Origin of the sequence: Glutamicibacter sp. JL.03c (assembly GCF_025854375.1) — a bacterium.
Classification (GTDB): Bacteria; Actinomycetota; Actinomycetes; order Actinomycetales; family Micrococcaceae; genus Glutamicibacter.
Window position 1 is genome coordinate 1,216,979 of the sequence record NZ_CP107575.1, and the last position, 23,747, is coordinate 1,240,725.

The window sequence follows — 23,747 nt, forward strand, 5'->3', positions numbered from 1 at the left end:
CATTCATGCAGAGGCGAAGCGGAGCACAGCCCGTTGTCGGCAACAGTGCCCCGGCAATCATCGATGGTTGCCGGGGCTTTTTGCGCCCTGAATTGGCGGATATCTGCTGCACCACCAGTCGCCTTGTGCCTGAGCTCACAGATTGCATATGATTTGAGTGCGATAAAAGATTACAGTGTTCGTTTATAGAATTTTGATTCAGAAGTCTGGATGCACTGTTAGAGAATTAGGGAATGGAACAATGCAGTTTCACCACAACGGATATGTATCCGCTGATCCACGCGTTCAGCCCGCCGCCGGTACGGGGTTGGGCCGACCCACCGAGCTGCCGGAACAGATGGACGTGCTGATTGTCGGCACTGGTCCTGCAGGCATCATTGCTGCAGCCCAACTCTCACAGTTCCCTCAAGTTCACACCCGGATTATTGACCGACGAGCCGGACGTCTGGAGATCGGGCAAGCTGACGGCATCCAGTGCCGAACGGTGGAGACCTTTCAGGCTTTCGGCTTTGCCGAGCGCATCATCTCGGAGGCCTACGTCATCAGGGAGACCACCTTCTGGAATCCGGATCCGCAGAATCCCGATCGTATTATCCGCACCGATCGAACCCCGGATGATCCCACTGGCGTCAGCGAATTCCCGCACCTTGTTGTCAATCAAGCCCGCGTGATTGATTACTTCGCCGAGTATGCTTACAACTCTCCAACACGCCTTGCTCCAGACTTCGGCTGGGATTTCCAGGGTCTAGTGGTGGAGGAAAACCATGAATACCCGGTGAGGGTAACCCTGCTGGGCTGCGGCGACGATAATCAGGGTCTTGAGCGGGTCGTGCGTGCCAAATATGTTGTTGGCGCCGACGGGGCACGCAGCAACGTCCGCCGTTCCATCGGAACCAAGCTGTCTGGCGACAAGGCGAATCACGCATGGGGAGTGATGGACACTTTGGCGCTCACGGATTTCCCCGACGTGCGCGCCAAATGCGCGATCCACTCACAGGCCGGATCAATTCTGCTGATCCCTCGCGAGGGGGGCCAGCTCTTCCGGCTCTACGTTGATCTGGGTGAAGTGCCCGAGAACGACAACGGCAAAGTTCGCCAGACACCGCTGCAAGAAATCATCGAACGCGCCAAGGCGATCCTCAACCCATACTCCCTGGACGTGAAGGACGTGGCGTGGCATAGCGTCTACGAGGTCGGGCACCGTTTGGCAGATCGCTTCGACGACGTAGCTGTCGAAGAGATCGGCAAGCGCGATCCACGAGTATTCATCACCGGCGATGCCTGCCACACCCACTCCGCCAAGGCAGGCCAGGGGATGAACGTTTCCATGCAGGACGGTTTTAACCTGGCATGGAAGCTCGGGTACGTCTTGTCCGGCCAAGCCCCGCAGAGCCTGTTGCGTACCTATTCGGCCGAACGAAAAGTCATCGCCAAGGACCTTATCGATTTTGACAAGCAATGGTCTTCGATCATGGCCGCAACGCCCGAGGCCTTGGAAGGACAAGAAGGCGTCGCGCAGTTCTACGTGCGCACCGCTGAATTCCCGGCTGGATTCATGACCGAATACGCTGCCTCTGAACTCACCGCCGACCAAGTGCATCAGGGCCTGGCTGCCGGCTTCCCGATTGGAAAGCGGTTCAAGTCTGCGGAAGTCATGCGGATTGCGGACGCGAATCCCAAGCATTTGGGACACCACCACCGCGCTGATGGCCGTTACCGAATCTACGTCTTTGCAGACCAGAGCCACGTCGGCGAAGCGGGCAAAGTCGCGTCGCTGGCCCAATGGCTTTTGGAATCTAGTGAATCGCCGGTCAACCGCTTCACGCCGAAGGGGGCAGACCTTGACGCCCTCTTCGACGTGAAAGTCATCTATCAGCAGGACTATACGACCATCAACGTCAACGAAGCGCCAAAAATCTTCCGCCCCAATGTGGGCGCATTCGGTTTGGCGGACTACGAGAAGGTCTATACGGTTTTGGAATCGTCCGATATTTTCGATGATCGCCAGATCTCGCGCGATGGCGCCATCGTCATCGTCCGACCAGATATGTACGTAGCCAATGTTCTACCACTGAACGCGACAGCGGAGCTGGCTCGATTCTTTGACGGAGTCTTGGTCGCGCAGAACTAAGTCACGCTGGAAGAGCACCGTTGGGGCGCAGTTGAGAACGAAGCGCCTCAACGGAATTCTGGTCTGCCAGCAATGGAATATTTTCCGGGCATCAGAAGTTGGAAGCAGTGACAGATGAATTGATCCGAGCACAAGGGTGAAACCATGAGCCAAGAATTTAGTTTTGACCTTCAGCAGGTTGTTGAGTCGGACTTGGTGTGCACCGACGGAGTCTGCTTTGTTCCGTCTAGCGGAGCTTCATCTGTTCAAGAAGATACTCTCGCAACACCATCGCGTGATTAGCCTGTTCATTGCGCGCCGCAAAAACCAAGGTGATCGTAGGGAACTGCTCAGCTAGTTCCAGGAACTCGTCGACGCCTGCGTTCTGATTCAGCTCGTCCTTGTACTGTTCGGCGAACTGCTCAAACCTATCTGGGTCGTGGTTCCATGCCTTCCGCAACTCGGAACTGGGGGCCAAGGATTTGGCCCACTGATCAAGCTCGAGCGCGGCTTTGGTTAGCCCGCGAGGCCACAGGCGGTCCACCAGTATTCGGTACCCGTCGTCTTCACTGGGCTCCGCGTAAGCACGCTTAATCAGAATTTCTGTCATTGTCCACCTGCAGGATAGTGATCATGGCTTCCACGGACACCCGATTCAGCGAATGGTCGATGTTATAGCGACGGTCGCATCAATGGTCGTTCACCAGCAGCCGTGGCGTCAAGAAATCCGCGCACCGGAAATTATCGATACTTCTGTTATCACTTGGGTGGTGAGTAGGCTAATCTGTAGATAGTTTGGTATTGCATACTATGCCGAATTTGAACACAAGGTCGTCGCGCACGAGCCGTTAGCAAGATTTTCTGGAGGATCCCAAATGTCGGAACATGGGCCGGTTGACCCAAATAACGAGTCTGCCTCCGAGACGACCAATATTGCTCTACCTTCAATGAACAAGGCTACAGAGCCTTCGGTGATTTACACGTTGAGCGAGGATGAGAAGAATGCGGTACGCGCACTTCCATCGGGCTCTGCTTTGCTCATTGCCCACTCGGGGCCAAACAAGGGAGCCCGCTTCCTGCTGGACACCGATGAGAGCATTGCCGGGCGTCATCCTAATGCAGATATTTTCTTGGATGATGTCACGGTATCGCGTCGCCATGCGAAGTTCACCAGGACGGGTGAAAACTTCTTGCTCAGCGACATCGGCTCGCTCAATGGCACATACATCAATGGCGACCGTATTGACGAAATCCAATTGAATAGCGGAGTCCAAGTGCAGATTGGCAAGTTCCGCCTGAATTTCTACCAGAGCGTGCCGAACCTTTAAACTGGTAGGGCTCTAGATTTCCGCCGACGGCCTGTCCGTCGAGATATTTTTACTTCCGAGGTGCAGACCCTTTGCCGATCTTTGACGCAGCCCGTAGCCCACGACTCGAGGCAGCACGTCGCGAGACTGTCCGGCACACAGCGCTGAATATCGGCGAAGTGCTCTCGGAGCTAAAGGATGAATTCCCACGGGCCACGGCATCCAAGATCCGTTTTCTGGAGGACAAGGGACTGATCATCCCGCAGCGGACCTCCGCCGGCTACCGCAAATACACTGCTTCCGATGTCAGCCGTCTTCGCTTCATCCTCTCAGTGCAGCGCGACCAATATCTGCCTCTGAAGGTCATCAAAGACCACTTGGACGCTGTTGACCGAGGCGAAGCTCCAGAAGCTCTGCCCGGGGGAGCGCCAGCCGCTCCACAACTGGTCAATAGCGACATGGCCGAAGCCGTGGAGAGCAAGACCCGTCTGGTCTCCCTGGCCGAGCTGCAAGGACTCTCCGGCGCCAGCGAAGAACTCGTCGACGAGTTGCTGAAGTTTGGCCTCATCGAATCACAAGGAGGCTTGTTCGATTCGAATTGCATCAAGGTGACTAAATCCGCCGTGCAGCTGGCCAATCACGGTGTGGAGCCAAGGCACCTGCGCCAGTTCCGTACTGCAGCTGATCGCGAATTTTCACTGATTGAATCGATCATTGGCAATGACTTGAAGAAGCCGGAAGTTTCAGCCCGTGCACGGGCGGCGGAAGAAGCGCAAGAAATTTCACGTCAATTCCTGGAAATTCACGAAGCACTCGTGCAACGTGCTATTTCACAGCTTGATCGCTAGGCTAATTTTCATCAGGCTTTTACAACTCTAGGAGGCCGGCATGCTGGAACTGGAGTTTTCCGGGATTCGTATTCAACTGCCTGCGAATCAGCCACTGCTGTTGCTTAAATATCCAGATCAGAATCTCTATCTCCCATTGTGGATCGGAGCCCCCGAAGCGTCGGCTATCGCAATGTCGGAACAGGGGCTTACCCCGCCTCGTCCAATGACTCATGATCTGATGATTAGCGTTTTTGAGGCATTGGGAGTGACGCTAGAAAGAATTGAAATCGTTTCGGTGCACAATGCTGTTTTTGTTGCCGAACTTGTCTTTTCCAACGGCAAACGTGTCGACTCCAGGTCTTCTGACGCGGTGGCTCTGGCTGTTCGGGCCAAATGCCCCATCATGTGCGCCGAAGATGTTCTGGAAGAAGCCGGAGTATCCATCGAAACTGATGGCGATGGCGAAGAAGCTCCTGAAGAGCAGCTTCGTGAGTTCCGCGAATTTTTGGACAACATTGATCCCGAAGACTTTTCTTCTTAGCCGAAGCATTGCTGAATTCAGTGAATTATCGAAGCTCATTTGGGATATTCGATTTGCGTGCGCGACACGGCTTAAAGTTAAGCTTGAAGGTCTTTGACCATTAGGTCAGATGGCCGTACCGTCAATGAATAGAGACATTAATCGGGAACTGTTTGTGTGATCATCGCTCGCATCTGCACGGTTCTAATTTAGTCGTCTATTTACTCGTTTAGGAACGTGCTGATACGCAAGGAGCAATTGGATGGAGTCACGCCAGACAGGGTCTCATTATGGGTCCGACGGTGGCAACAAGCAATCCAATACACAGGGGTTGCTCTTCACCGATGACCTGCCCGAGCTGGATGAGCATGCTGGTTACCGTGGCCCGGTTGTTTGCAAGGCTGCGGGTATCACTTACCGTCAGCTCGATTATTGGGCACGTACCGGCCTGGTTGAGCCGGCGGTTCGGGGCGCCAAGGGTTCTGGCAGCCACCGGTTGTATTCCTTCCGCGATATCCTGGTCCTGAAGGTCGTCAAGCGCCTGCTGGACACGGGAGTATCCCTGCAGCAGATCAGGGCGGCCGTACTGCATCTGCGCGAGCGCGGCGTAGAAGACCTGGCGCAGATTACATTGATGAGCGATGGTGCCTCCGTATACGAATGCACCAGTGCGGACGAAGTCATTGACCTCGTGCAAAAAGGCCAAGGAGTCTTTGGCATCGCCGTTGGACGCGTCTGGCGCGAGGTTGAAGGTTCGCTGGCGCAGCTTCCTTCGGAAAACTCCGCTGAGCAAGCCATGCCGGAAGACGAGCTCGCAGCGCGTCGTGCTGCCAAGGCCGCACGCAACGTCGGCTAATTATTCCTTATAAACGTAAATAGACTTCGGGCCGGACCACCAGATGGTGATCCGGCCCGAAGTCTATCTAGCCGAAGTTTGGCGAACGCTAGCGGTTCGAAGCTCCTGCGCTCGCCATGACTTCCTTGAGCAAGGCATCAAACTGGTTGAGCATTGGCGCAGTGGCCTTTGAAGGCCACTGGTGAACCGAATAGGCGGCACCCTGAATTTGCTGCCACTCCGGGTGTTCCGGAATTTCTGGCTTGACCATGGACTCGCCGAACATCTGGCGCATCTCGCCTAGACGGAAAGTGTGCTCCGCCGAGTCCTTGCGGACTCGGTTGGCGACCACCTTGACCGGGCCCAGCGACGGCGCGAATTCGCGTCGGAACAGGTCCAGGGCGCGTTGGGTGCGTTCGGTGCCGGCCACCGAGAAGAGGCTTGGTTCTGCTACGAGCAGCAACTGATCCGATGCGCTCCATGCCATGCGGGTCAGGCCGTTGAGCGATGGGGGGCAGTCGATCAGCACGAGCTGGTAACCGCTCGTGCGGCTAAGAATCTGGGTGAGGCGTCGAAGGTCCCTGGTGCGCAGATCCGGGCGGTCATAGATTCCGGTGTAAGCATCGCCTACGGCAACATCCAGCACTGGAATGCGGGTGCGGGACTTCTTCTCTGCTGCCTTGGACTGCCACGCGCTGGCGACTACCTGATCTTGCAGGCGGGCACGACGAGCATTCTTGAGCATTTGCCCAATTGGCTGTTTTCCGTTTGCCCGAACTCCGAGGCCAGTGCTGGCATCCGCATGGGGATCCAAGTCAATGACGAGAGTCGGAATGCCGGCGGCAAGTGCTGCTGAAGCCAGGCCGAGCGTTACGGAGGTTTTTCCCACGCCACCCTTGAGGCTGCTGATGCTCACTACGTGCACGGACCAGACCACGCCTTTCACTGTTCGCTAATTTAACGTCCCACCGAATATTTAGTCTCTCATCATCATAGTGTGCCGAAGCCCATTTCCCCGACTTTGCAACGTCAGTTTTTGGCTATGGATCCAACTTAGTGATTAAAAGATCATCCTCATCAAATATTTCTTGTGGTCTGACCACATGGCGAAATGTTTGGACGTTCAGCACGACGTCGATGTAGTGTGTTTCACAGAAGTGGCAAAGCTGTTACTTTTCGAGACCCGACAGGCTGTTGATGTCTCACGTCGGACCAGGGGATTCCATCCCCGTCTGAGCACAATCAACCTGTACTGATTCGATGTAGGGAAACTATGTTTGAAAAAATCTTGGTCGCCAACCGCGGTGAGATTGCAATTCGCGCTTTCCGAGCCAGCTACGAGCTAGGCGCAAAGACCGTTGCCGTCTACCCACACGAGGATCGAAATTCGATTCACCGCCAGAAGGCCGCAGAGGCCTACCAGATTGGCGAAGAGGGCCACCCGGTCCGCGCCTACCTGGATATCGACGAGATCATCCGCGTTGCCAAGGAAGCCGGCGCCGATGCAATCTACCCTGGCTATGGATTCATGTCCGAAAATCCCGATCTCGCTCGCGCCGCTGCGGCTGAAGGCATCAAGTTCATTGGTCCAAAGGCGGACGTACTTGAACTGGCCGGCAACAAGGTCGCGGCGCTGAAGGCAGCCCGCGAAGCCGGCATTCCAGTGCTCGAATCCTCCGCGCCAAGCGACGATGTAGATTTCCTGATCGCCGAAGCTGACCGAATCGGCTTCCCGATCTTCGTCAAGGCAGTTGCCGGCGGCGGCGGACGCGGCATGCGCCGTGTCGACAAGCGCGAGGACCTGCCGGAGCTGATGGGTGCGGCCATGCGTGAAGCAGGCACCGCTTTCGGCGATCCAACGGTCTTCCTGGAGCAGGCAGTGCTCCGCCCTCGCCACATCGAGGTCCAGATCCTGGCCGATGAACATGGAAACATCGTTCACCTCCACGAGCGCGACTGCTCGCTGCAGCGTCGCCACCAGAAGGTCGTCGAGATCGCTCCAGCGCCAAACCTGGATGACTCCATTCGCCAGGCGCTGTTCCGCGACGCGGTGAAGTTCGCCAAAACCCTGGGCTACCAGAACGCGGGAACGGTCGAGTTCCTCGTAGACACCGTGGGCGAACGTGCCGGCCAGCACGTGTTCATCGAAATGAACCCGCGCATCCAGGTCGAGCACACGGTGACCGAAGAAGTCACCGACATCGACTTGGTGCAGGCGCAGATGCGCATTGCCGCTGGCGAGTCGCTGGCGGATCTGGGCATCACCCAGGACAGCGTGCAGGTCCGCGGCTGGGCCCTGCAGTCGCGCATCACTACCGAGGATCCTGCCAATGGCTTCCGCCCGGACGTGGGAACCATTACCGTGTACCGCTCGGCCGGCGGTTCGGGCGTGCGCCTGGACGGCGGCACCATCTACACCGGCGCCGAGGTCTCCCCGCACTTCGACTCGATGCTGGTCAAGCTCACCTGCCGCGGCCGTGACTACAAGACCGCGGTAGCACGCGCGCGTCGTGCGCTGGCAGAATTCCGTGTTCGCGGTGTGGCCACCAATATCCCGTTCATCCAGAACGTGCTGGGCGACCCGCAGTTCCTGGCCGGCGACGTTGCCACCGACTTCATCGACGCGCGCCCGGACCTGCTGACCGGCAATGAGTCCCAGGACCGAGGCACCAAGGCCCTGAACTTCCTGGCTCACGTCACCGTGAACCAACCCAACGGCGAGCGTATCGAGGGCATCGACCCTCGCAAGAAACTGCCTGCCTTCCCGGGGGACAAGTCCGACGAGCCGGAGCGTTCGCCATTTGACGGTCCGTCCAAGTCGGCTGTGCCGGCTGATGGATGGCGCCAGAAGCTGCTGGAGCTCGGCCCAGAAGGATTCGCCAAGGCGCTGCGCGATTCCAAGGCCGTGGGCATCACCGACACCACCTTCCGTGACGCGCACCAGTCCCTGCTGGCTACCCGCGTGCGTACCCGAGACCTTCTGGCTGCCGCGCCGGCGTATGCGCACAGCGTGCCGCAGCTGTTCTCCATGGAGGTCTGGGGAGGTGCGACCTACGACGTTGCTCTGCGATTCCTTGGCGAAGACCCCTGGAAGCGCTTGGAGCTGCTGCGTGCCGAACTTCCGAACATCCCGCTGCAGATGCTGTTGCGCGGCCGCAACACCGTGGGCTACACCCCGTACCCAACGGAAGTCACCGACGCCTTCGTGAAGGAAGCCGCAGCGGCCGGCATCGACATCTTCCGCATCTTCGACGCGCTCAACGACGTGTCGCAGATGGCACCGGCCATCAAGGCCGTGCGGGAGACCGGCACCGCGGTGGCCGAGGTGGCACTGTGCTACACCGGCAACCTGCTGGATGCCAACGAGAAGCTGTACACGCTGGACTACTACCTGGACCTGGCGCAGCAGATTGTTGATGCTGGGGCCCACATCATCGCGATCAAGGACATGGCCGGGCTGCTGCGTCCTGCCGCGGCGACCAAGTTGGTGACCGCGTTGCGCGAACGCTTCGACCTTCCGGTGCACCTGCACACCCACGACACCTCCGGCGGCCAGCTGGCCACCTTGATGGCAGCCATCGACGCCGGTGTGGATGCTGTGGACGTGGCCAGCGCGGCAATGGCCGGGACCACCTCGCAGCCTTCTGCCTCTGCGCTGATCGCCGCACTGGAATACACCGAGCGCGATCCGGGCCTGTCATTGGATGCAGTGGCCTCGCTGGAACCGTACTGGGAAGCAGTACGCGCCCTGTACAAGCCATTCGAGTCGGGACTGCCGGCGCCAACCGGCCGTGTCTACCAGCACGAAATCCCTGGCGGCCAGCTCTCGAACCTGCGCCAGCAGGCCATCGCGCTGGGATTGGGCGAACGCTTCGAAGCCATCGAGTCGATGTACGCATCGGTGAACGCGATGCTCGGCAACGTGGTCAAGGTGACCCCTTCCTCCAAGGTGGTCGGCGACCTGGCGCTGCAGCTGGTCGGATCCGGAGTGTCCGCAGCCGACTTCGAGGCCAATCCGCAGAATTACGACATCCCGGATTCGGTGATCCAGTTCCTCTCCGGTGAACTGGGCAACCCTCCGGGCGGCTGGCCAGAGCCATTCCGCACCAAGGCGCTGCAGGGCCGTAACGTGAAGGCCCGCGTCGAGGACCTGTCAGCCGAGGACGCCCAGGCACTAGGCGCTGATTCGGACACCATCCGGGCAACCCTGAACCGCCTGCTCTTCGCCGGCCCGACCCGCGACTTCGAGAAGTCGGTGGAGAACTTCGGCGACCTGTCGGTACTGCACACCCGTGATTACCTCTACGGCCTGACCCCGGGGTTCGAGCATGTGATCTCGCTGGGCACCGGTGTCCGCCTGCTGGTCAAGCTGGTTTCGGTGTCCGACGCCGACGAGAAGGGCCTGCGCACCGTGGTGGTCACGCTCAACGGCCAGTCCCGCCAGATCAAGGTCCGCGACGAGTCGGTGGAATCCACCGTGAAGTCCGCCCCGAAGGCCGATCCGAACAACGCAGGCCATGTGGCAGCGCCGTTCGCCGGCGCGGTGACCGTGAATGTGAAGACCGGCGACCTCGTCGAGGCAGGCCAGTCGGTGGCCACGATCGAGGCGATGAAGATGGAAGCTGGCATTACCGCCAACGCCACCGGTGTCGTCACCCAGATCACCCTCGACGGGACCAGCCAGGTCCAGGGCGGCGATCTGCTCGTGGTCATCGAAGCCAAGTAGCATCCAGGCCTCCGGCCTGATCGAGCGCAGGGGCTCGCAACTTTGGTTGCGGGCCCCTGTGCTCTCACAAGATTTTCCACGCAGATCCAGTACAAAACGCAGATCCAGTACAAGCAGACTCATTACAAGGAGCCGTGATGCGAGCACATAAAACTCCGGCCGGGGCCGCGCCAGCGGAAGTCGCCGCCCGAGCCAGCGAAGTTGCTGCAGGCCGCGATCGACTGGGGGTGCTGGTCTTCACGCTCAGCACGCACCTGCCCTTTTTCGAAATTGCCGAGCACTTGGCCGAGCAATTCGGCGAACTCGAGCTGCGCGCCGAGGTCTCCACCGCCGGTCCGCAACGGGTCGAATCGGTGCTCGAGGGCAAATTCGCCGGTGTCGACGTGCTGGTGGTCGTCGGGGAGACCGGGCCAGATGGCGAAGATCAGCTGATGGAACTGGTGCAATGGCTGCTGGCCAATGGCCGCCAGCCGCTGGCCGAGAATCTGATCTTCGCGGTGATCGACGATGGCCAACGTGCCAGCGACCTGCCCGCTTTCAACCGTGTGGTGCTGCCACGCAGCTACTTTGCCCGGACACGGCAAAGCGGCCTCAGGTTGCCCTGGGCCGCTTCGGCTCGTGAATCGTGGGAGCTGGTTACCGCTGTTCTTGACTACTCCTTGGGCTTGGGCGCCGAGTAGATCTCTTCGATCAGCTCGTTGTAGTCCTTGAGCACAACAGCGCGCTTGATCTTCATCGAGGGAGTCAAATGGCCGGTTTCCTCGGTGAAGTCTGCTGGCACCACGCGGAAGGACTTGATGGCTTCGGCCTTGGACACCGAGGTGTTCGCCTTGGCGATGACCTTGTCAATGGTTTCCAGCACCGCAGGATGATTTGCCAGCTCTTCGAGCGGGGTGCTCTTATCCAGCTGATGGCGATCAAGCCAGCCCGGAAGCGCTTCGGGATCCAGGGTGACCAGGGCGGCGATGAATGGACGGCCCTCGCCGATCACTACGCACTGGGACACCAGCGCATCGGCCCGGATCTGGTCCTCGAGCAATGCGGGAATCACGTTCTTGCCGCTGGAGGTAACGATGATTTCCTTCTTGCGGCCGGTGATCTTGAGGAATCCGTCGGCATCCAGTTGGCCGATGTCGCCGGTGTGGAACCAGCCGTCGGTGAAGGTCTCTGCTTGCAGCTCGGGGCGATTGTGATACCCGCTCATCACGCACAAGCCCTTGGCAAGGATCTCGCCGTCGTCGGCGATCCGCACCGCATTGCCTGGCAGCGGCTTGCCGACCGTGCCGATCTTGATGCGTTCAAGGGTATTCACGGTGATCGGCGCAGTGGTCTCGGTCAATCCGTAGCCTTCGAGCACGGTGACGCCGATGCCGTTGAAGAAGTGGCCCAGGCGTTCTCCCAGCGGGCCGCCGCCGGAGACCGCGTGGCGGATGTTGCCGCCCATCGCATCGCGCAATTTCTTGTAGAGCAGGGCATCAAAAAGCTTGTGCTTGAGATTGAGCGCCAGCGGGATCTTGCCCGATTGCTGGGCCTTTGAATAGGCGACCGCGACGTCGACCCCGGCGTGGAAGACCTTGCCCTTGCCGCTGTCTTCGGCCTTGAGCATGGCCGAGTTGTAGACCTTTTCGAAGACGCGCGGAACGGCGAGGATGAAATTCGGCTTGAAGGACTGCAGATCGCCGAGCAGGTTCTTGACGTCCGGAGTATGCCCGGTGCGGCAGCCTGCGGCCACGTTGATCACCGAGATGAATCGCGCGAAGACGTGGGCCAGCGGCAGGAACATGATGGTGGAGGCGCCGGGGTAGACAGCCTGGGGCAGCGATGCGGCGGCATTTTCGGCCAGCTCCACGAAGTTGCTGTGGGTCAGTTCGCAGCCCTTGGGGCGCCCGGTGGTGCCGGAGGTGTAGATGATGGTGGCCAGGTCGCTCAACGTCACCGCTGATCGGCGGGCTTCGAGCTGTTCGTCGTCAATGGCCTTGCCGTCTTCGACCAGCTGATCAAGGCCGTCCCCGAACTGCCAAATGTTCTCCAGGGTGTCGAGCTGTTCTTGATGGGCCGCCCGACGCACCACGCCTTCGTGGGTTGCGGATTCGAGAACGACGGCTTTGACCTCGGAGTCTGCGACGATCCAGGCTACTTGGCTGGGGGAGGAGGTCTCGTAGATTGGCACGGTGACGCATCCGGCGAACCAGATCGCGAAGTCGACCAAGGTCCATTCGTAGCGGGTTTTCGCCATCAGCGCGATGCGCTCGCCTGGATTGATTCCATTGGCGATGAAGCCCTTGGCGATGGCCTTGGCATCCGCGGCGAACTGTGATGCGGTGACGTCCTGCCAGGTTGAGTCCGCTCCGGGTTTGGCGAACAAGGCTGGATTAGCCGCCGAGTTAGCGTGGCGGAGCAACAGATCGGTGATATTTGACTGCTGAGGCGTGTGGATGCGAATTGGCGAGCTGTATTCGCGCATCTGGTATTCATCTCCTGAACTTTGTGTGACCCCATGAGCAATGTCGGGTAATCCGCATCACATTTTATTACTTTACAGTAACCTACAGCTCTGGACGCTCCAAGTTCACGTCAGACCTGAGCCCCATCATCTCCCGGATCGCGGGAAGTGGGAAGACTCTTGACCAAGTAGGCAATGCCAGCCAGGGTGGCGAGCGCCAAGCCGATGACCACAAAAGCCGGTGCCGAACGGAAGAACAGCACGCACAACAGCAAGCCGATCGGCCCGCCGGCTGCCGCTGTCCAGGCCAGGTTGAGCATCGGGCTCCCGGAACCCAAAGCGGCCGGCTCGTCAGGGACAAATGGCTCATCAGATTCCTCAGGCGCAAAATCGCGCGGCCCGCTCATGGCTCCAGGCCCGGTATTAAACAGCTTCTTGAGCTGATCTGCGCGTTCCTGGGCGCTGGGTTCCCGAGGCGCTTGCGCGTCGAGCTGCTGGAAGTTCTTCACCAGATCATCCCAACGAGGATCTTCCTGTTCCGGCGGAACGGCGTCGGACGGGGTCATGGATGCCTCCCTGTCGTGCCGGGCGCGCTGCCGGCTAGCTTGGAGAAGAAACGGGCGGACTCGTGGAAAATCTGTTCGGCGTCATAATCCAGCGTGGCCACGTGCTTTGAATGCAGCAGCATATGGTGTTCGGTCAAGGTCCCAGGGGCCAGCCCCGCGACCAGCTCCCGTACCGACGCTTCGGAGACCACATTGTCAACAGTCGATCGAAACAGCTGCACCGGCGCGGCCACCAATTCCAGGCGTGAACGGGTCTGGGCAAACAGGGCGTGCAGCTGCGCCACCGCCGCCACAGGGGTGCGCGGATAAGCTCCCTCGTCCATCCCTCGTTTGGCGATGTCATTGCTGATGGGCGCCACGCTGCGCAAGACATGCTTCAACCAGGGCGTGAGCGGCGCCAGCTTGGAGTCGACGACAAGCCCGGGGTTCACCAGCGAAATCCCGGCAACGTTGCGCCGAGTGGCCAAATGCAGGGCCAGGGCCCCTCCCATGGACAGCCCGGCCACGAAGACCTTCTCGTGGGTGCGGGCAAGATCGTCAAAAGCCTCTTCGGTGGCTTCGATCCAATCTCTGTAGGCCACCGGAATCATATCCTGCCAACGAGTCCCATGGCCGGGAAGAAGAGGCATAGCGGTAGCGAATCCCGAGCGCGCTAATGATGCAGCCCACGGCTGGATGGCCGTGGGAGAACCGGTGAAGCCATGGATCAGCAGCACCGCGCTGGGAGTACGCGACGGGAGATCCGAGGTGTTTTGTGCATCATTTTCCATCATGGCTACTCCAATTTTCTGCTGACACCTTCGAGCGTAGTGCACAATTGAAGTGTGCGGACAGTGTCACGAGTTTTGTGATCATCGCATGTCCCCGCGACAAAGCTGAACCCCGAGAAGAAGGAATTTTACTGCCGTGCTGTACGACTTCCTCAAGCGATTTGCCGTTAGGCCACTGGTGGCGATCTTCTTCCGGGTGGATCTGCAGGGGATCAACAACATCCCGCAGTCCGGGGCGGCAATCCTGGCTTCAAACCACCTGTCGGTCAGCGACTCGGTGTTCTTGCCGGCGATGCTTGAACGGACGGTGATTTTTCTGGCCAAGGACGAATATTTCAATGGGCGCGGGCTCAAGGGGCGCACTACTGCCTGGTTCTTCCGCAATATCAATCAGTTGCCCATGGATCGATCAGGTGGCCAAAAGTCGGCCGCTTCGCTGGCCAGTGCCAAGCAGGCCCTGGATGAGGGGAAGATCCTGGGGATCTACCCCGAAGGCACCCGTTCGCCTGACGGGCGGCTATACCGAGCCAAGCTCGGAGTTGCGAAACTCGCACTGGAATCCGGGGCTCCGGTGATCCCTGTGGCCATGATCGGCACCGACAAGGTTCAGCCCATTGGGCAGAGCCTGCCGCATCCGGGGAAGATCGGGATCAAAATCGGCAAGCCGCTGCGCTTTGAGCATCTGGCAGGAAAACACGACGATCCGCAGGCGCTGCGAGCCTGCGCCGATGAAATCCGGCAGGCGATCAACGTGCTCTCTGGGCAGAGCTATGTCGACGTGTACGCACCCCGCAAGGCCGAGAAGTAGAAGCCTGCTCACAGTATTACGCGCCGTTGTTACATTCGTAGCTGTGCTTTGCCGTTCAGGGACGTAGAATCTTCAAGGTGAGCGAAGTAAACCGAACCCCATTGCCCGGCTCCTCTGTAGCCGGCCCCGCCACTGATCCGCAGCTAGATTTGTGGCGTGAATTGCCTATTGCCCAGCAGCCAACCTGGCGTGAGCACAAGGACTATCAGTCCTCCATCAACGAATTGGGTTCGCGTCCTCCTCTGGTCTTTGCCGGCGAGGTAGATGTCCTGCGCGAACGGCTGGCTCAGGCCGCCCAGGGCAAGGCCTTCCTGCTGCAGGGTGGTGACTGCGCCGAAACCTTTGCCGACGCTACCGCCGACAAGATTTCCGCACGGGTACGCACGATCCTGCAGATGGCCGTCGTTTTGACCTACGGTTCGTCGATGCCTGTCATCAAGATGGGCCGCATGGCCGGCCAGTTCGCCAAGCCACGTTCCTCGAATGACGAAACCCGAGACGGCGTAACCCTGCCGGCATTCCGCGGCGATATCGTCAATGGCTACGAATTCACCGAGGAATCGCGGGCCCACGATCCAAAGCGCATGGTGCAGGCCTACAACACCTCATCGGCCACGCTGAACCTGATCCGCGCCTTCACCCAGGGCGGCTTTGCCGACCTGCGCAGCGTGCACTCGTGGAACAGCGGATTCATGGCCAACCCGGCGCACTCGGCGTACGAGCAGCTCGCCGGCGAAATCGACTCGGCCATCCGATTCATGGACGCCTGCGGTGCGGACTTCGAGGCGCTCAAGCGCACCGAATTCTTTGCTTCGCACGAAGCCTTGCTGCTGGACTACGAGCGTGCCTTGACCCGCACCGATTCGCGTACCGGCCTGCCCTACGACACCAGCGGCCACTTCCTGTGGATCGGCGAACGAACCCGCCAGCTGGATCACGCGCATATCGATTTCCTTTCGCGCGTGCGCAACCCGATTGGCGTGAAGCTAGGCCCGACCACCGAGCCGGACGACGCGCTGCGTTTGATCGAGAAGCTTGATCCGAATCGCGAACCAGGACGCCTGACCTTCATCACTCGCATGGGCGCGAAGAACATTCGCGAGAAGCTGCCAAGCCTGGTTGAAAAGGTCACCGCTTCCGGTGCGCAGGTACTGTGGGTCACCGACCCGATGCACGGCAACACCGTCACCAGCCAGAACGGCTACAAGACCCGCAACTTCGACGCGGTCATGGATGAAGTCCGCGGCTTCTTCGAGGTACACGACTCCCTGGGCACCTTCCCAGGCGGTCTGCATGTCGAGATGACCGGTGACGACGTAGCTGAGTGCCTCGGTGGCGCAGACCCGATCCGCGAGGAAGACTTCGACTCGCTGTACGAGTCCGTCTGCGACCCACGCCTAAACCACCGCCAGTCCCTGGAAATGGCCTTCCTGGTTTCCTCGGCACTGCAAAGCCGTAGCCGCAACCGCTAAGGCATAACGCAAAGGCTCGGTTCCACAGGGAACCGAGCCTTTGCCGTACCTGCTAGAAAGCGTAGATGGTAATCTCGCTGCCGAGGATCGCTTTCTGGTTCAGCGGTGTCTGCATCCGCACTGTTTGGTCCTGGCCGCCAAAAACGCTGTGGGTTTTGACCTTGAAGCCTGCTTCTTCCAACGTGGAGGTGGCGTCCTGGACGCTCAGGCCGACAACCGATGGAATCTGGACGTATTCAGGCCCGGAAGACAGGTTCACGGTGATGGCGCTGCCGAATTGCGCGGTACCCTCTGCCGGTTCCTGGGAAGCGACCAGACCCTGCTCGATCTGCGCTGAATGAACATCGGCGCCGGATTTCAAGGACAGCCCGACTGCGTTGAGCTTCTGTGAAGCCTCATCGCGGCTCAGCCCGATCACGGAGGGAACCTCGACCGGAGCGTGGCCCTTGGAAACGGTGAGCGTGATGGTGTTCTTCTTTGGCAGCCGCGTGCCGGCCCCGGGGCTGGCACCGATGACCGCACCGGTTTCAACCGTCGAGGAATACTCTTCGCTGGTGTCCAGATTCTTGAAGCCGGCCGTGGCCAGCGACTTCTTGGCACTCTCCAGCTTCAGGCCCGTCACATCGGGAACATCGAAGAGCTCTGGTCCCTGGGAAACCGTGAGCTCTACGCCCTGGAATTTCATGATGTTCTTGCCCGTGCTCGGACGGGAATCGACCACTCGGCCAATGGCGACCTCGTCGTCATAGGCAGTATTGACCCTGACGGGGACACCCTGGCTGTCCAGTTGTGCGATAGCTCGTTCCTGGAGCATGCCAGTGAGCGAAGGAATGCGCACGATCGTACCCGGACCGCGCCCGAAGAACCACCCGGCGCCGGCAACCAGGGCCACGATCACGATCCATAGGAGAGTGGTGACGATCTTCTGCGTGACCGTTCGCGGTTTTCGAAGCTGGTGCGTGGGAATCTGGGCTTCCTTGCGCCACCGCTTGTTGGCCTGCTTTTGCGCGCGCTTGGAGTCCCGGGGGCTTGGCCCGTTCTCGATTGACTCGGGCGCAGGCTGGGCAAGCTCATCACGCGCATAGACACTGGTCGCATTCAGCGCAGGCGCATTGCCGGACTGCGCAAGCGCTAGAGTGGCCTGGGCGTCGCGTAGATCCAGGACCTCGGTTGCGTCGCCAGCGGCGATGACCGTAGTGGGGGATTCGCTGGATTCCTCATCGTCGACCTCGTAGCTGCCGTCGGCGGAGGTGGAATTGAGTTCGAGCCATTGCTGTTCGCGCTCGAACTCCCGGTCGCGTTGCATAGCGTCAAGACGCTGTTGCAAGGTCGTCGGCATGTGGGTGAATGTTTGCGGGATCAGATCGTCGATAGTCCCCAGAGAATCCACGCCGAGATCCAGTTGCTCATCGGTGAGCGTCGAGTGGATCTGGCGGACTTCCTCCAGCAGCAGCGAGGCATCCTGGGGGCGCTTTTCGGGATCCTTTTCGGTGCACCACTGCACCAGCTCGTCGAGGTCTTCTGCCAATCCCGGAACCGTTTGCGATGGCAATGGCATGGGGGAGTCCAGATGATGCTTCATCATGGCCGCTGGATTCGTTTCCGAGTACGGCAGCTTGCCGGTGAGCATTTGGTAGATCATGATGCCAAGAGCGTAGATATCGCTGCGGGAATCAGCGGAGGCACCGGAAACAAGCTCCGGAGAAACGTGGGAAAGCGTTGCCAGGAGGGTTGCGGACTGGGTGTGCGCGCTGGCAGCGCGCGCCAGGCCGAAGTCGGTGAGCTTGATTTCCCCGCTATCGGCCAGCAAGACATTCGCGGGTTTCATATCCCGGTGAATGATTCCTTCGCGATGGGCAGCGCTGAGCCCGCTGCAAATTTGTTCCAGCACGCTCAGCGTCTGGCGGGGTGTGAATCGGCCACGCTCGGCGATGACTTGGTCGAGGTTGCGGCCGCGCACGTACTCCATGACGAGGTACACGAGATTGTCGCTGACGTTGTGGTCACGGATTGAGACCACGTTCGGGTGCGTGATATTCGCGGCGATTACGGCTTCCGATTGGAAGCGCTCGCGTACGGTGGGTTCGCTCGCGTAATTGTCGTTCAGAATTTTCACGACGACTGCGCGATGGAGCCTCTTGTCCATGCTGCGGTAGATGCGGGACATGCCGCCAAGGGCTAGAAGATGGTCGAGGCGATATCTGCCGTCGAGAGTTTTGCCCAGATTCGGGTCTGTCAGGGCTGAGCTCATTTTCCGTCCGCACCCGCCTGAATTGTGCGCGCGAAGCAGGCCAAAGTCACTAACAGATCCTTTCGAACAATAACACTACTTTTAATTTACCTAGCCGAGCTGGCAAAATGCCGGTTAAACTCGAAATCCGCCAGTGGTGTTGACCTCTGGCGGATTTCGTTTGGCGTCTCGGGTTGCGAGATTTACCTCGAGCGCATATTCACGAAGCGCGACGAGCGCGGGCAGCGCGGCGCTTCAAAGCGCGACGCTCATCTTCGCTCATGCCGCCCCATACGCCTGCATCCTGACCGGACTCAATAGCCCACTGCAAGCAAGTCTCGGTTACTTCACATCGACGGCAGACGCTCTTGGCCTCTTCGATCTGCAATAGGGCCGGACCGGTGTTTCCCACTGGGAAAAACAGTTCCGGATCCTTTTCCAGACACGCCGCGCGGCTACGCCAATCCATGCTTATTGATGCTCCTTGAAATCTGAGAGGGGTCTGAAGGGCCAACGGCAAGCAACGGAGGGGTAACAACTAATTAGGAATGTAATTAAATCCTGATTACCCAACGGTTACCGATTGGCTCTTCTGATCTTCGGCGAGGACCGATTGGGTTCCTCGTTTAACCGACCACATAAGGTTTTCATGTTACGAGGAAGTAAACAAGAGTCATGATAGCGAAATGTTGCTGAATGCCTGAGTGCTTTCTCACATGGCATTTGACAGGCAAGTCCGCTAGTACCTCTTGGTGTGTCTTGGGCTACAGCGTGGGTGCTCATGGCAGTTTGAGTTCCTGCCAGACGTCGACGAAGATTGTTGACGTGAGCAACCAACAAAGTAATGTGCCCCGACCAATCAGTGTTGTCATCGTAGCCGCACTAGTCTTGCTCGAAGCGCTGGCAGTCCTGGGTTATGCCATCAGCTACCTGGGAAACCTTTCGATCGACGGAGTAGTCAATGTCGGCGGGCAAATCTTCATGCTGGTGCTCTGCCTTTTGCTTGCTATCTGGCAAGGTTCCGTAGCTATCAACTTCTTCAAGGGCAGCGCTTTTACCCGCGCCCCAATCATCGTCTGGCAATTGTTCCAACTCATCTTGTCAGTCTCGTTCCTTAATTCGGATATCGGCGTGGTCAAGATTGGGGCAGCGGTTTCGATCCTGGTCGCCGGTGCGAGCATTGTCCTGCTCTTCGCTCCGAAAACCACGGCATTCTTAGGGGATCGACCCTCGCAGTAGTCGCTTGCTTCACGCCTCTCGGGGAACGAGCACCATGCGGGGTTGTCCGTAGCGAGCGACGACGGCACGCCAGTAGGGCCGACTTGTTCTCTGGGGGTCTTGGTGCAGGGATGGCCATTGCATTGGTTGCATGTCTTGTGAATGCTCTGCCTCGACAATTGCGACTTCCCGGTCGTCTACGGCGAGGGACGGTAGACCGAGTTCATAGGCGAGCCGTGCCGAAGGCGGAGCAAACAGAACCAAACGCACATCTGAGGCCTTGAGCCTTTCCAGCATCGCTACGAGTCGCGGATCTGAGGGGCTGTCCACGTTGATGCACATGAGGTGTGGACGAATTTGCCGTTCTGAATCATAATCATCGAGCGTGGCGGCCAAGCTTTCGATGCCGTTTGAATGTGCGGCTTTCCAGCGCTTGGCCAGGCAAGAAGAAATTGTTAACCGTTCTTTGGCATCGGCGCAGATGATTAGGAAGCGCGCCTGATGGGGGAGGACCACGGGGCTACCCGTAAACGGATGGTAGCCAAGAAGCTCGACTTCGTCACCGAACGGCGAGGATTCTGCACGGAGCATCGCACTGGTATCGATCCAAGTACAGTCTTTGTGATGCTCGGCCCGGGCAGGAGCAAGTTGGAAAACTTGGGCGGAATGATCGGAATTTAGAACCACTCCTCTGCCGGGAATGGGCGAGCAAGCCGGAAGTTTGGGCCAGATCATTTTCAATGGCTCTGTGGCATTGAGCGGGAAGTACCACTGTGTAGTGAACAATCCTGTGGACTTCAGGCAGTTCTGATCACGATCAACGGCGCAAACGATAAAAGGACCCCGCGAGCCGCCGAGCCGTAGTAACGACCCCACTGCTTCGTCAAAGCGTTGAAAATGTTGAGGCGGCAGGCTCGATTGGAGCTGCGCCAATGAATGAATCATGATGATCAGGGATTCGTCATTCGGCTGTGCTTCCAGGAAGTCCAGTGCATCCAGGAATGCATAAGTATCTTCGCCGGTCACCACCTTGAGATTCCCAAATCGCCATGCGTGCTGGACAGGTGACGGCCCGAAACAAAGAATTTTTCGGGACAACGAAGCGAAATATTCAAATGCCAGTCGAGCGCCGGCCTCGGGTAATCCGCAAATAAGCAGGGAACGCCACCGCTGGGTGTTGATGATCAATGGCTCTTGCGTTCCGCCAGCCAAGTTATCTCGCACCCCGCAGAAGATTGCACCCTCGTTCCGGCCCTTCCAACTAGTCGGCATAGGAACATCGTCGACGCCTGGGGGAAGCGGCGGTGCGAAGCCAGAATTGCACGTGGGTGCTGAACCCCAGCATGCGTTCACCAAGTCGACTAGTTCTGTAAGCGGATCTCGCCCGGGTATCGCAGGGGCGGGGGCGAACGTGGCGAATTTGGATAAGGACATGTTGGTGCGGTTTCGCTCAAGAATCTCACCTTTGATTTCAGGTTCAGCCGCGAGATGAAATTGGAAATGCTCTGTAGGCCTTGCCGAGCTTTTGATTATTGCGAGTCCAGGGCGATCCAGTAACGTCGCCGCTGTTGAGCCCACGAGCTCAACAGACTCGCTCGGATCATTAACTCGCAACGCAATGACCGCATTAATGTTCGCGCGTGTCTGGCCGGTGAGTGTGCCGGCAGGACGCTGTGTACTGAGAATCAGATGGATTCCTAATGCCCGTCCTACCGCTGCCAACCGGTCGATCCGTTGTCCGGCCGTTGGCAGGGTTTCGATAAATACTCGAAACTCATCGACAATCACGACAAGCCTAGGCAGGGGCTGTGGTGGTGAAGTAAGCAATCGGTATTCGCCGAGGTCGCTACAACCATTGTCAGCTAGTAGCTTTTCCCTGCGGCGAACCTCGAATTCGAGCTGTTCAAGCGTGCGTTGTGCGCAAGAGTCATCCAAATCGCTGGAGAAGAGCTGGACGTGAGGAAGTTGCTCGTAAACTGATAATCCCGCGCCACCCTTGAAATCGATCAATGCGAACGCCAACTGCTGTGGCGAGAACTGATAAGACAGGTCAGCGACGATTCGACGCAGTGCTTCCGATTTTCCAGAGCCAGTAGTTCCGCAGATCAACATGTGCGGTCCGTCTGCATCGAAATCTACTGAAACTTCGTCGCCGCTTTTGCTGACCCCAATTGAAGCTAGTAACCGATCGCCTGGTTCCTTGAACGGTCGTAACGAGTCTGAATTTGATGATGGCGAAAGAGCCAGAAACCGTTGTACGGTGCGGTCAAAGCGCGTCAGGCTCAATTTTTGCAGCTCGGTCAGAGAGAATCGTTGATCTGGCAGATGGGACGCTAAGGAATCGAGCATTATCCAATGCTCAGCGGTCTCATGAAGCGCTGGCCCCAACTCGATAACTAGGGTATCGGGTATCGGACCTGTCGGGCTTGTGGTCAGATAAATGGTCTTGAGCGCCGGATTGTCGTGTTTCCAAGAATTCTGATCAGAACTCGGAGGCGTCAGATTGGTCGCCGTGACATTCTGCAGAAGCAGCAATGACGCCGGCAAGCAATGAATAGACGGATCGATAACGAGCGAAAGCCTGCCCGCAGCGATAAGCGGCAAGAACCGCGCGAGAGCTCCAGCTAGGATTTCTCCCATATCTTGGCCTTGAATTCCCACCAGTTGCCAAACGACAGGTGTCGCAGGAGCAAAGACAGGACCAGGCCATGGAGCATCCAGCTTTTTCTTCCTGAGTATTGGCCAAGCTTTATGGGAGCGCTGAGGCTGAGACGGTGCGGAAATTTGCGGTGACCATTGGCCATTGCCCCAAACAAGGGGAGGAGCCGTCAGAGAATTGATACCGAGCGTTGTTGCATCCAGCCCGGCCACTATTGCGTGTCCCAATGGGGGTGCGTATCGGGACCTGGCTTCGACCACCGCACTGCGTTGCGCGGCCAAGGATCGGTTCCAACGATTGAGTTCTGCGACGATCTGGCACGCCGGGACCAAGCCCATAAGAGCGGAAACTCCACTGATGATGAGAAAAAGCATAGTGCCCATAAGGATTGCCAGCAGGATTCCGGTAAGGACCGGTACGAGGGCAGCCAGCGTGAGCATCACCAATCTGCTCATTTCAGGCCTTGGCGGGAGCAGGACTTCCAAATCGTCAGCCAGAATCCTCGTTCTAGACTCCGAGACGAGGGGGTCACCAACGGCGAAATCCGTATTCCCTAAACGAAACCGAGATCCCAATGAGAGATCTATCGAGCTGCAAGCAGTGCCATCGTCACGAATCAATTGATGGTTGGCTGTTGCCAGGAGTCGTATCCGCCTCGCCGATACGCTCAAGGTTGCGTGGCCCCGTGAAATAAGCGGATCCTCAAGCCAAAGAGGGGCATTACGGCCAATAGACTGCTCTCCGTGCGTTATAGATATCCAAGCGCCGGCATCTGGGCCGCTGAGAACGTAGAGCTTTAATGTTGACGAAGCGGCCAAAGATTTTGCCGGTATCCGAGGTATGTCGCTGAGAACTAATCGCTGATCCGACGCCAGAGTGCCAATACTTTCAAGATTTTCTTGTTCGACGTACCAATGTTCATCAGGAAACGAGGACTGAAGAAGCGAAGCCAACTTTACGCCGGTCAACCTTCCACTCGAGACCAGCTCAAATTGACGCGGATGCTGGAAATTTTGAGATATCAAGAGAAATTCGTAGCGGGCCATGAAGAATCCTGAATAAAAGTGAAGAGCAGTATGGGAGTAATCAAAGCGTGCTAAGTAACCTTCTCGAATAACTAAAAGACCGCCTGTGGAGAATGAATTTTCGGTTATCCACAACACGAAAAGCTCTTGAAAGGTAGCCGAAGTGCCTATAGCATCCCTTGTCATACGAATATGAATGCTGCACCGACGATGCGCTCGCCGATGGTC

The 23,747-nt window shown here is 58.3% G+C and carries 18 protein-coding genes; 10 read left to right on the plus strand and 8 right to left on the minus strand.

Annotated features, from left to right (window positions below; genetic code table 11):
• The first annotated feature begins 241 nt into the window (after positions 1 to 241).
• Complete coding sequence (locus OF385_RS05625; RefSeq protein ID WP_264277373.1) at positions 242 to 2,131, plus strand: FAD-binding monooxygenase; 1,890 nt, start codon at positions 242 to 244, stop codon at positions 2,129 to 2,131.
• A gap of 226 nt (positions 2,132 to 2,357) precedes the next feature.
• On the opposite strand, the gene OF385_RS05630 is transcribed toward OF385_RS05625, so the two are convergent.
• Complete coding sequence (locus OF385_RS05630; protein WP_264277374.1) at positions 2,358 to 2,720, minus strand: DUF488 domain-containing protein; 363 nt, start codon at positions 2,718 to 2,720, stop codon at positions 2,358 to 2,360.
• 265 nt (positions 2,721 to 2,985) lie between these two features.
• On the opposite strand from OF385_RS05630, the gene OF385_RS05635 reads away from it, so the two are divergent.
• From OF385_RS05635 to OF385_RS05650, 4 genes are all read left to right on the plus strand, one after another.
• Positions 2,986 to 3,438 carry an FHA domain-containing protein gene (locus OF385_RS05635; protein WP_264277375.1) on the plus strand — a complete coding sequence of 151 codons (453 nt, stop codon included), beginning with the start codon at positions 2,986 to 2,988 and terminating at the stop codon, positions 3,436 to 3,438.
• Between the two features lie 71 nt (positions 3,439 to 3,509).
• On the plus strand, positions 3,510 to 4,265 hold the full coding sequence (locus OF385_RS05640; protein WP_264277376.1) for a MerR family transcriptional regulator: 756 nt from the start codon (positions 3,510 to 3,512) through the stop codon (positions 4,263 to 4,265).
• Between the two features lie 40 nt (positions 4,266 to 4,305).
• A complete protein-coding gene (locus tag OF385_RS05645) occupies positions 4,306 to 4,788 on the plus strand; it encodes a bifunctional nuclease family protein (RefSeq protein WP_264277377.1) in 483 nt (160 codons plus the stop codon).
• A gap of 241 nt (positions 4,789 to 5,029) precedes the next feature.
• A complete protein-coding gene (locus OF385_RS05650) occupies positions 5,030 to 5,623 on the plus strand; it encodes a MerR family transcriptional regulator (protein WP_264277378.1) in 594 nt (197 codons plus the stop codon).
• Positions 5,624 to 5,711: 88 nt separating this feature from the next.
• Here the strand turns inward: OF385_RS05650 and OF385_RS05655 are convergent, their stop codons facing one another.
• On the minus strand, positions 5,712 to 6,527 hold the full coding sequence (locus OF385_RS05655; RefSeq protein ID WP_264277379.1) for a ParA family protein: 816 nt from the start codon (positions 6,525 to 6,527) through the stop codon (positions 5,712 to 5,714).
• A 348-nt stretch (positions 6,528 to 6,875) separates the two neighbouring features.
• On the opposite strand from OF385_RS05655, the gene OF385_RS05660 reads away from it, so the two are divergent.
• Together OF385_RS05660 and OF385_RS05665 are read left to right on the plus strand one after the other, a co-directional pair.
• On the plus strand, positions 6,876 to 10,328 hold the full coding sequence (locus tag OF385_RS05660) for a pyruvate carboxylase (protein WP_264277380.1): 3,453 nt from the start codon (positions 6,876 to 6,878) through the stop codon (positions 10,326 to 10,328).
• A 137-nt stretch (positions 10,329 to 10,465) separates the two neighbouring features.
• A complete protein-coding gene (locus OF385_RS05665; protein WP_264277381.1) occupies positions 10,466 to 11,008 on the plus strand; it encodes a hypothetical protein in 543 nt (180 codons plus the stop codon).
• Here the strand turns inward: OF385_RS05665 and OF385_RS05670 are convergent.
• From OF385_RS05670 to OF385_RS05680, 3 genes are all read right to left on the minus strand, one after another.
• A complete protein-coding gene (locus OF385_RS05670; protein WP_264277382.1) occupies positions 10,981 to 12,792 on the minus strand; it encodes an AMP-dependent synthetase/ligase in 1,812 nt (603 codons plus the stop codon). The genes OF385_RS05665 and OF385_RS05670 overlap by 28 nt on opposite strands.
• 110 nt (positions 12,793 to 12,902) lie before the next feature.
• A complete protein-coding gene (locus OF385_RS05675) occupies positions 12,903 to 13,337 on the minus strand; it encodes a hypothetical protein (protein ID WP_264277383.1) in 435 nt (144 codons plus the stop codon).
• Positions 13,334 to 14,110 carry an alpha/beta hydrolase gene (locus OF385_RS05680; protein ID WP_264277384.1) on the minus strand — a complete coding sequence of 259 codons (777 nt, stop codon included), beginning with the start codon at positions 14,108 to 14,110 and terminating at the stop codon, positions 13,334 to 13,336. The genes OF385_RS05675 and OF385_RS05680 overlap by 4 nt, the downstream gene beginning before the upstream one ends.
• A gap of 133 nt (positions 14,111 to 14,243) precedes the next feature.
• Between OF385_RS05680 and OF385_RS05685 the strand changes: the two genes are divergently transcribed.
• A complete protein-coding gene (locus OF385_RS05685; protein ID WP_264277385.1) occupies positions 14,244 to 14,915 on the plus strand; it encodes a lysophospholipid acyltransferase family protein in 672 nt (223 codons plus the stop codon).
• 77 nt (positions 14,916 to 14,992) lie between these two features.
• The gene (locus tag OF385_RS05690; RefSeq protein WP_264277386.1) at positions 14,993 to 16,387 is read left to right on the plus strand and encodes a class II 3-deoxy-7-phosphoheptulonate synthase; all 1,395 of its coding nucleotides are present in this window, start codon (positions 14,993 to 14,995) and stop codon (positions 16,385 to 16,387) included.
• Positions 16,388 to 16,439: 52 nt separating this feature from the next.
• Here OF385_RS05690 and OF385_RS05695 read toward each other — a convergent pair whose 3' ends face one another.
• A complete protein-coding gene (locus tag OF385_RS05695; RefSeq protein WP_264277387.1) occupies positions 16,440 to 18,638 on the minus strand; it encodes a Stk1 family PASTA domain-containing Ser/Thr kinase in 2,199 nt (732 codons plus the stop codon).
• Positions 18,639 to 18,837: 199 nt separating this feature from the next.
• Positions 18,838 to 19,086, minus strand: coding sequence for a WhiB family transcriptional regulator (locus tag OF385_RS05700; protein WP_013348560.1), 249 nt, complete (start codon positions 19,084 to 19,086; stop codon positions 18,838 to 18,840).
• 356 nt (positions 19,087 to 19,442) lie between these two features.
• Here OF385_RS05700 and OF385_RS05705 point away from each other — a divergent pair, with 356 nt between their 5' ends.
• Positions 19,443 to 19,856, plus strand: a complete 414-nt coding sequence (locus OF385_RS05705; RefSeq protein ID WP_264277388.1) for a hypothetical protein — start codon at positions 19,443 to 19,445, stop codon at positions 19,854 to 19,856.
• Positions 19,857 to 19,865: 9 nt separating this feature from the next.
• Here the strand turns inward: OF385_RS05705 and OF385_RS05710 are convergent, their stop codons facing one another.
• Complete coding sequence (locus OF385_RS05710) at positions 19,866 to 23,705, minus strand: FtsK/SpoIIIE domain-containing protein (protein ID WP_264277389.1); 3,840 nt, start codon at positions 23,703 to 23,705, stop codon at positions 19,866 to 19,868.
• Positions 23,706 to 23,747: the final 42 nt, after the last annotated feature.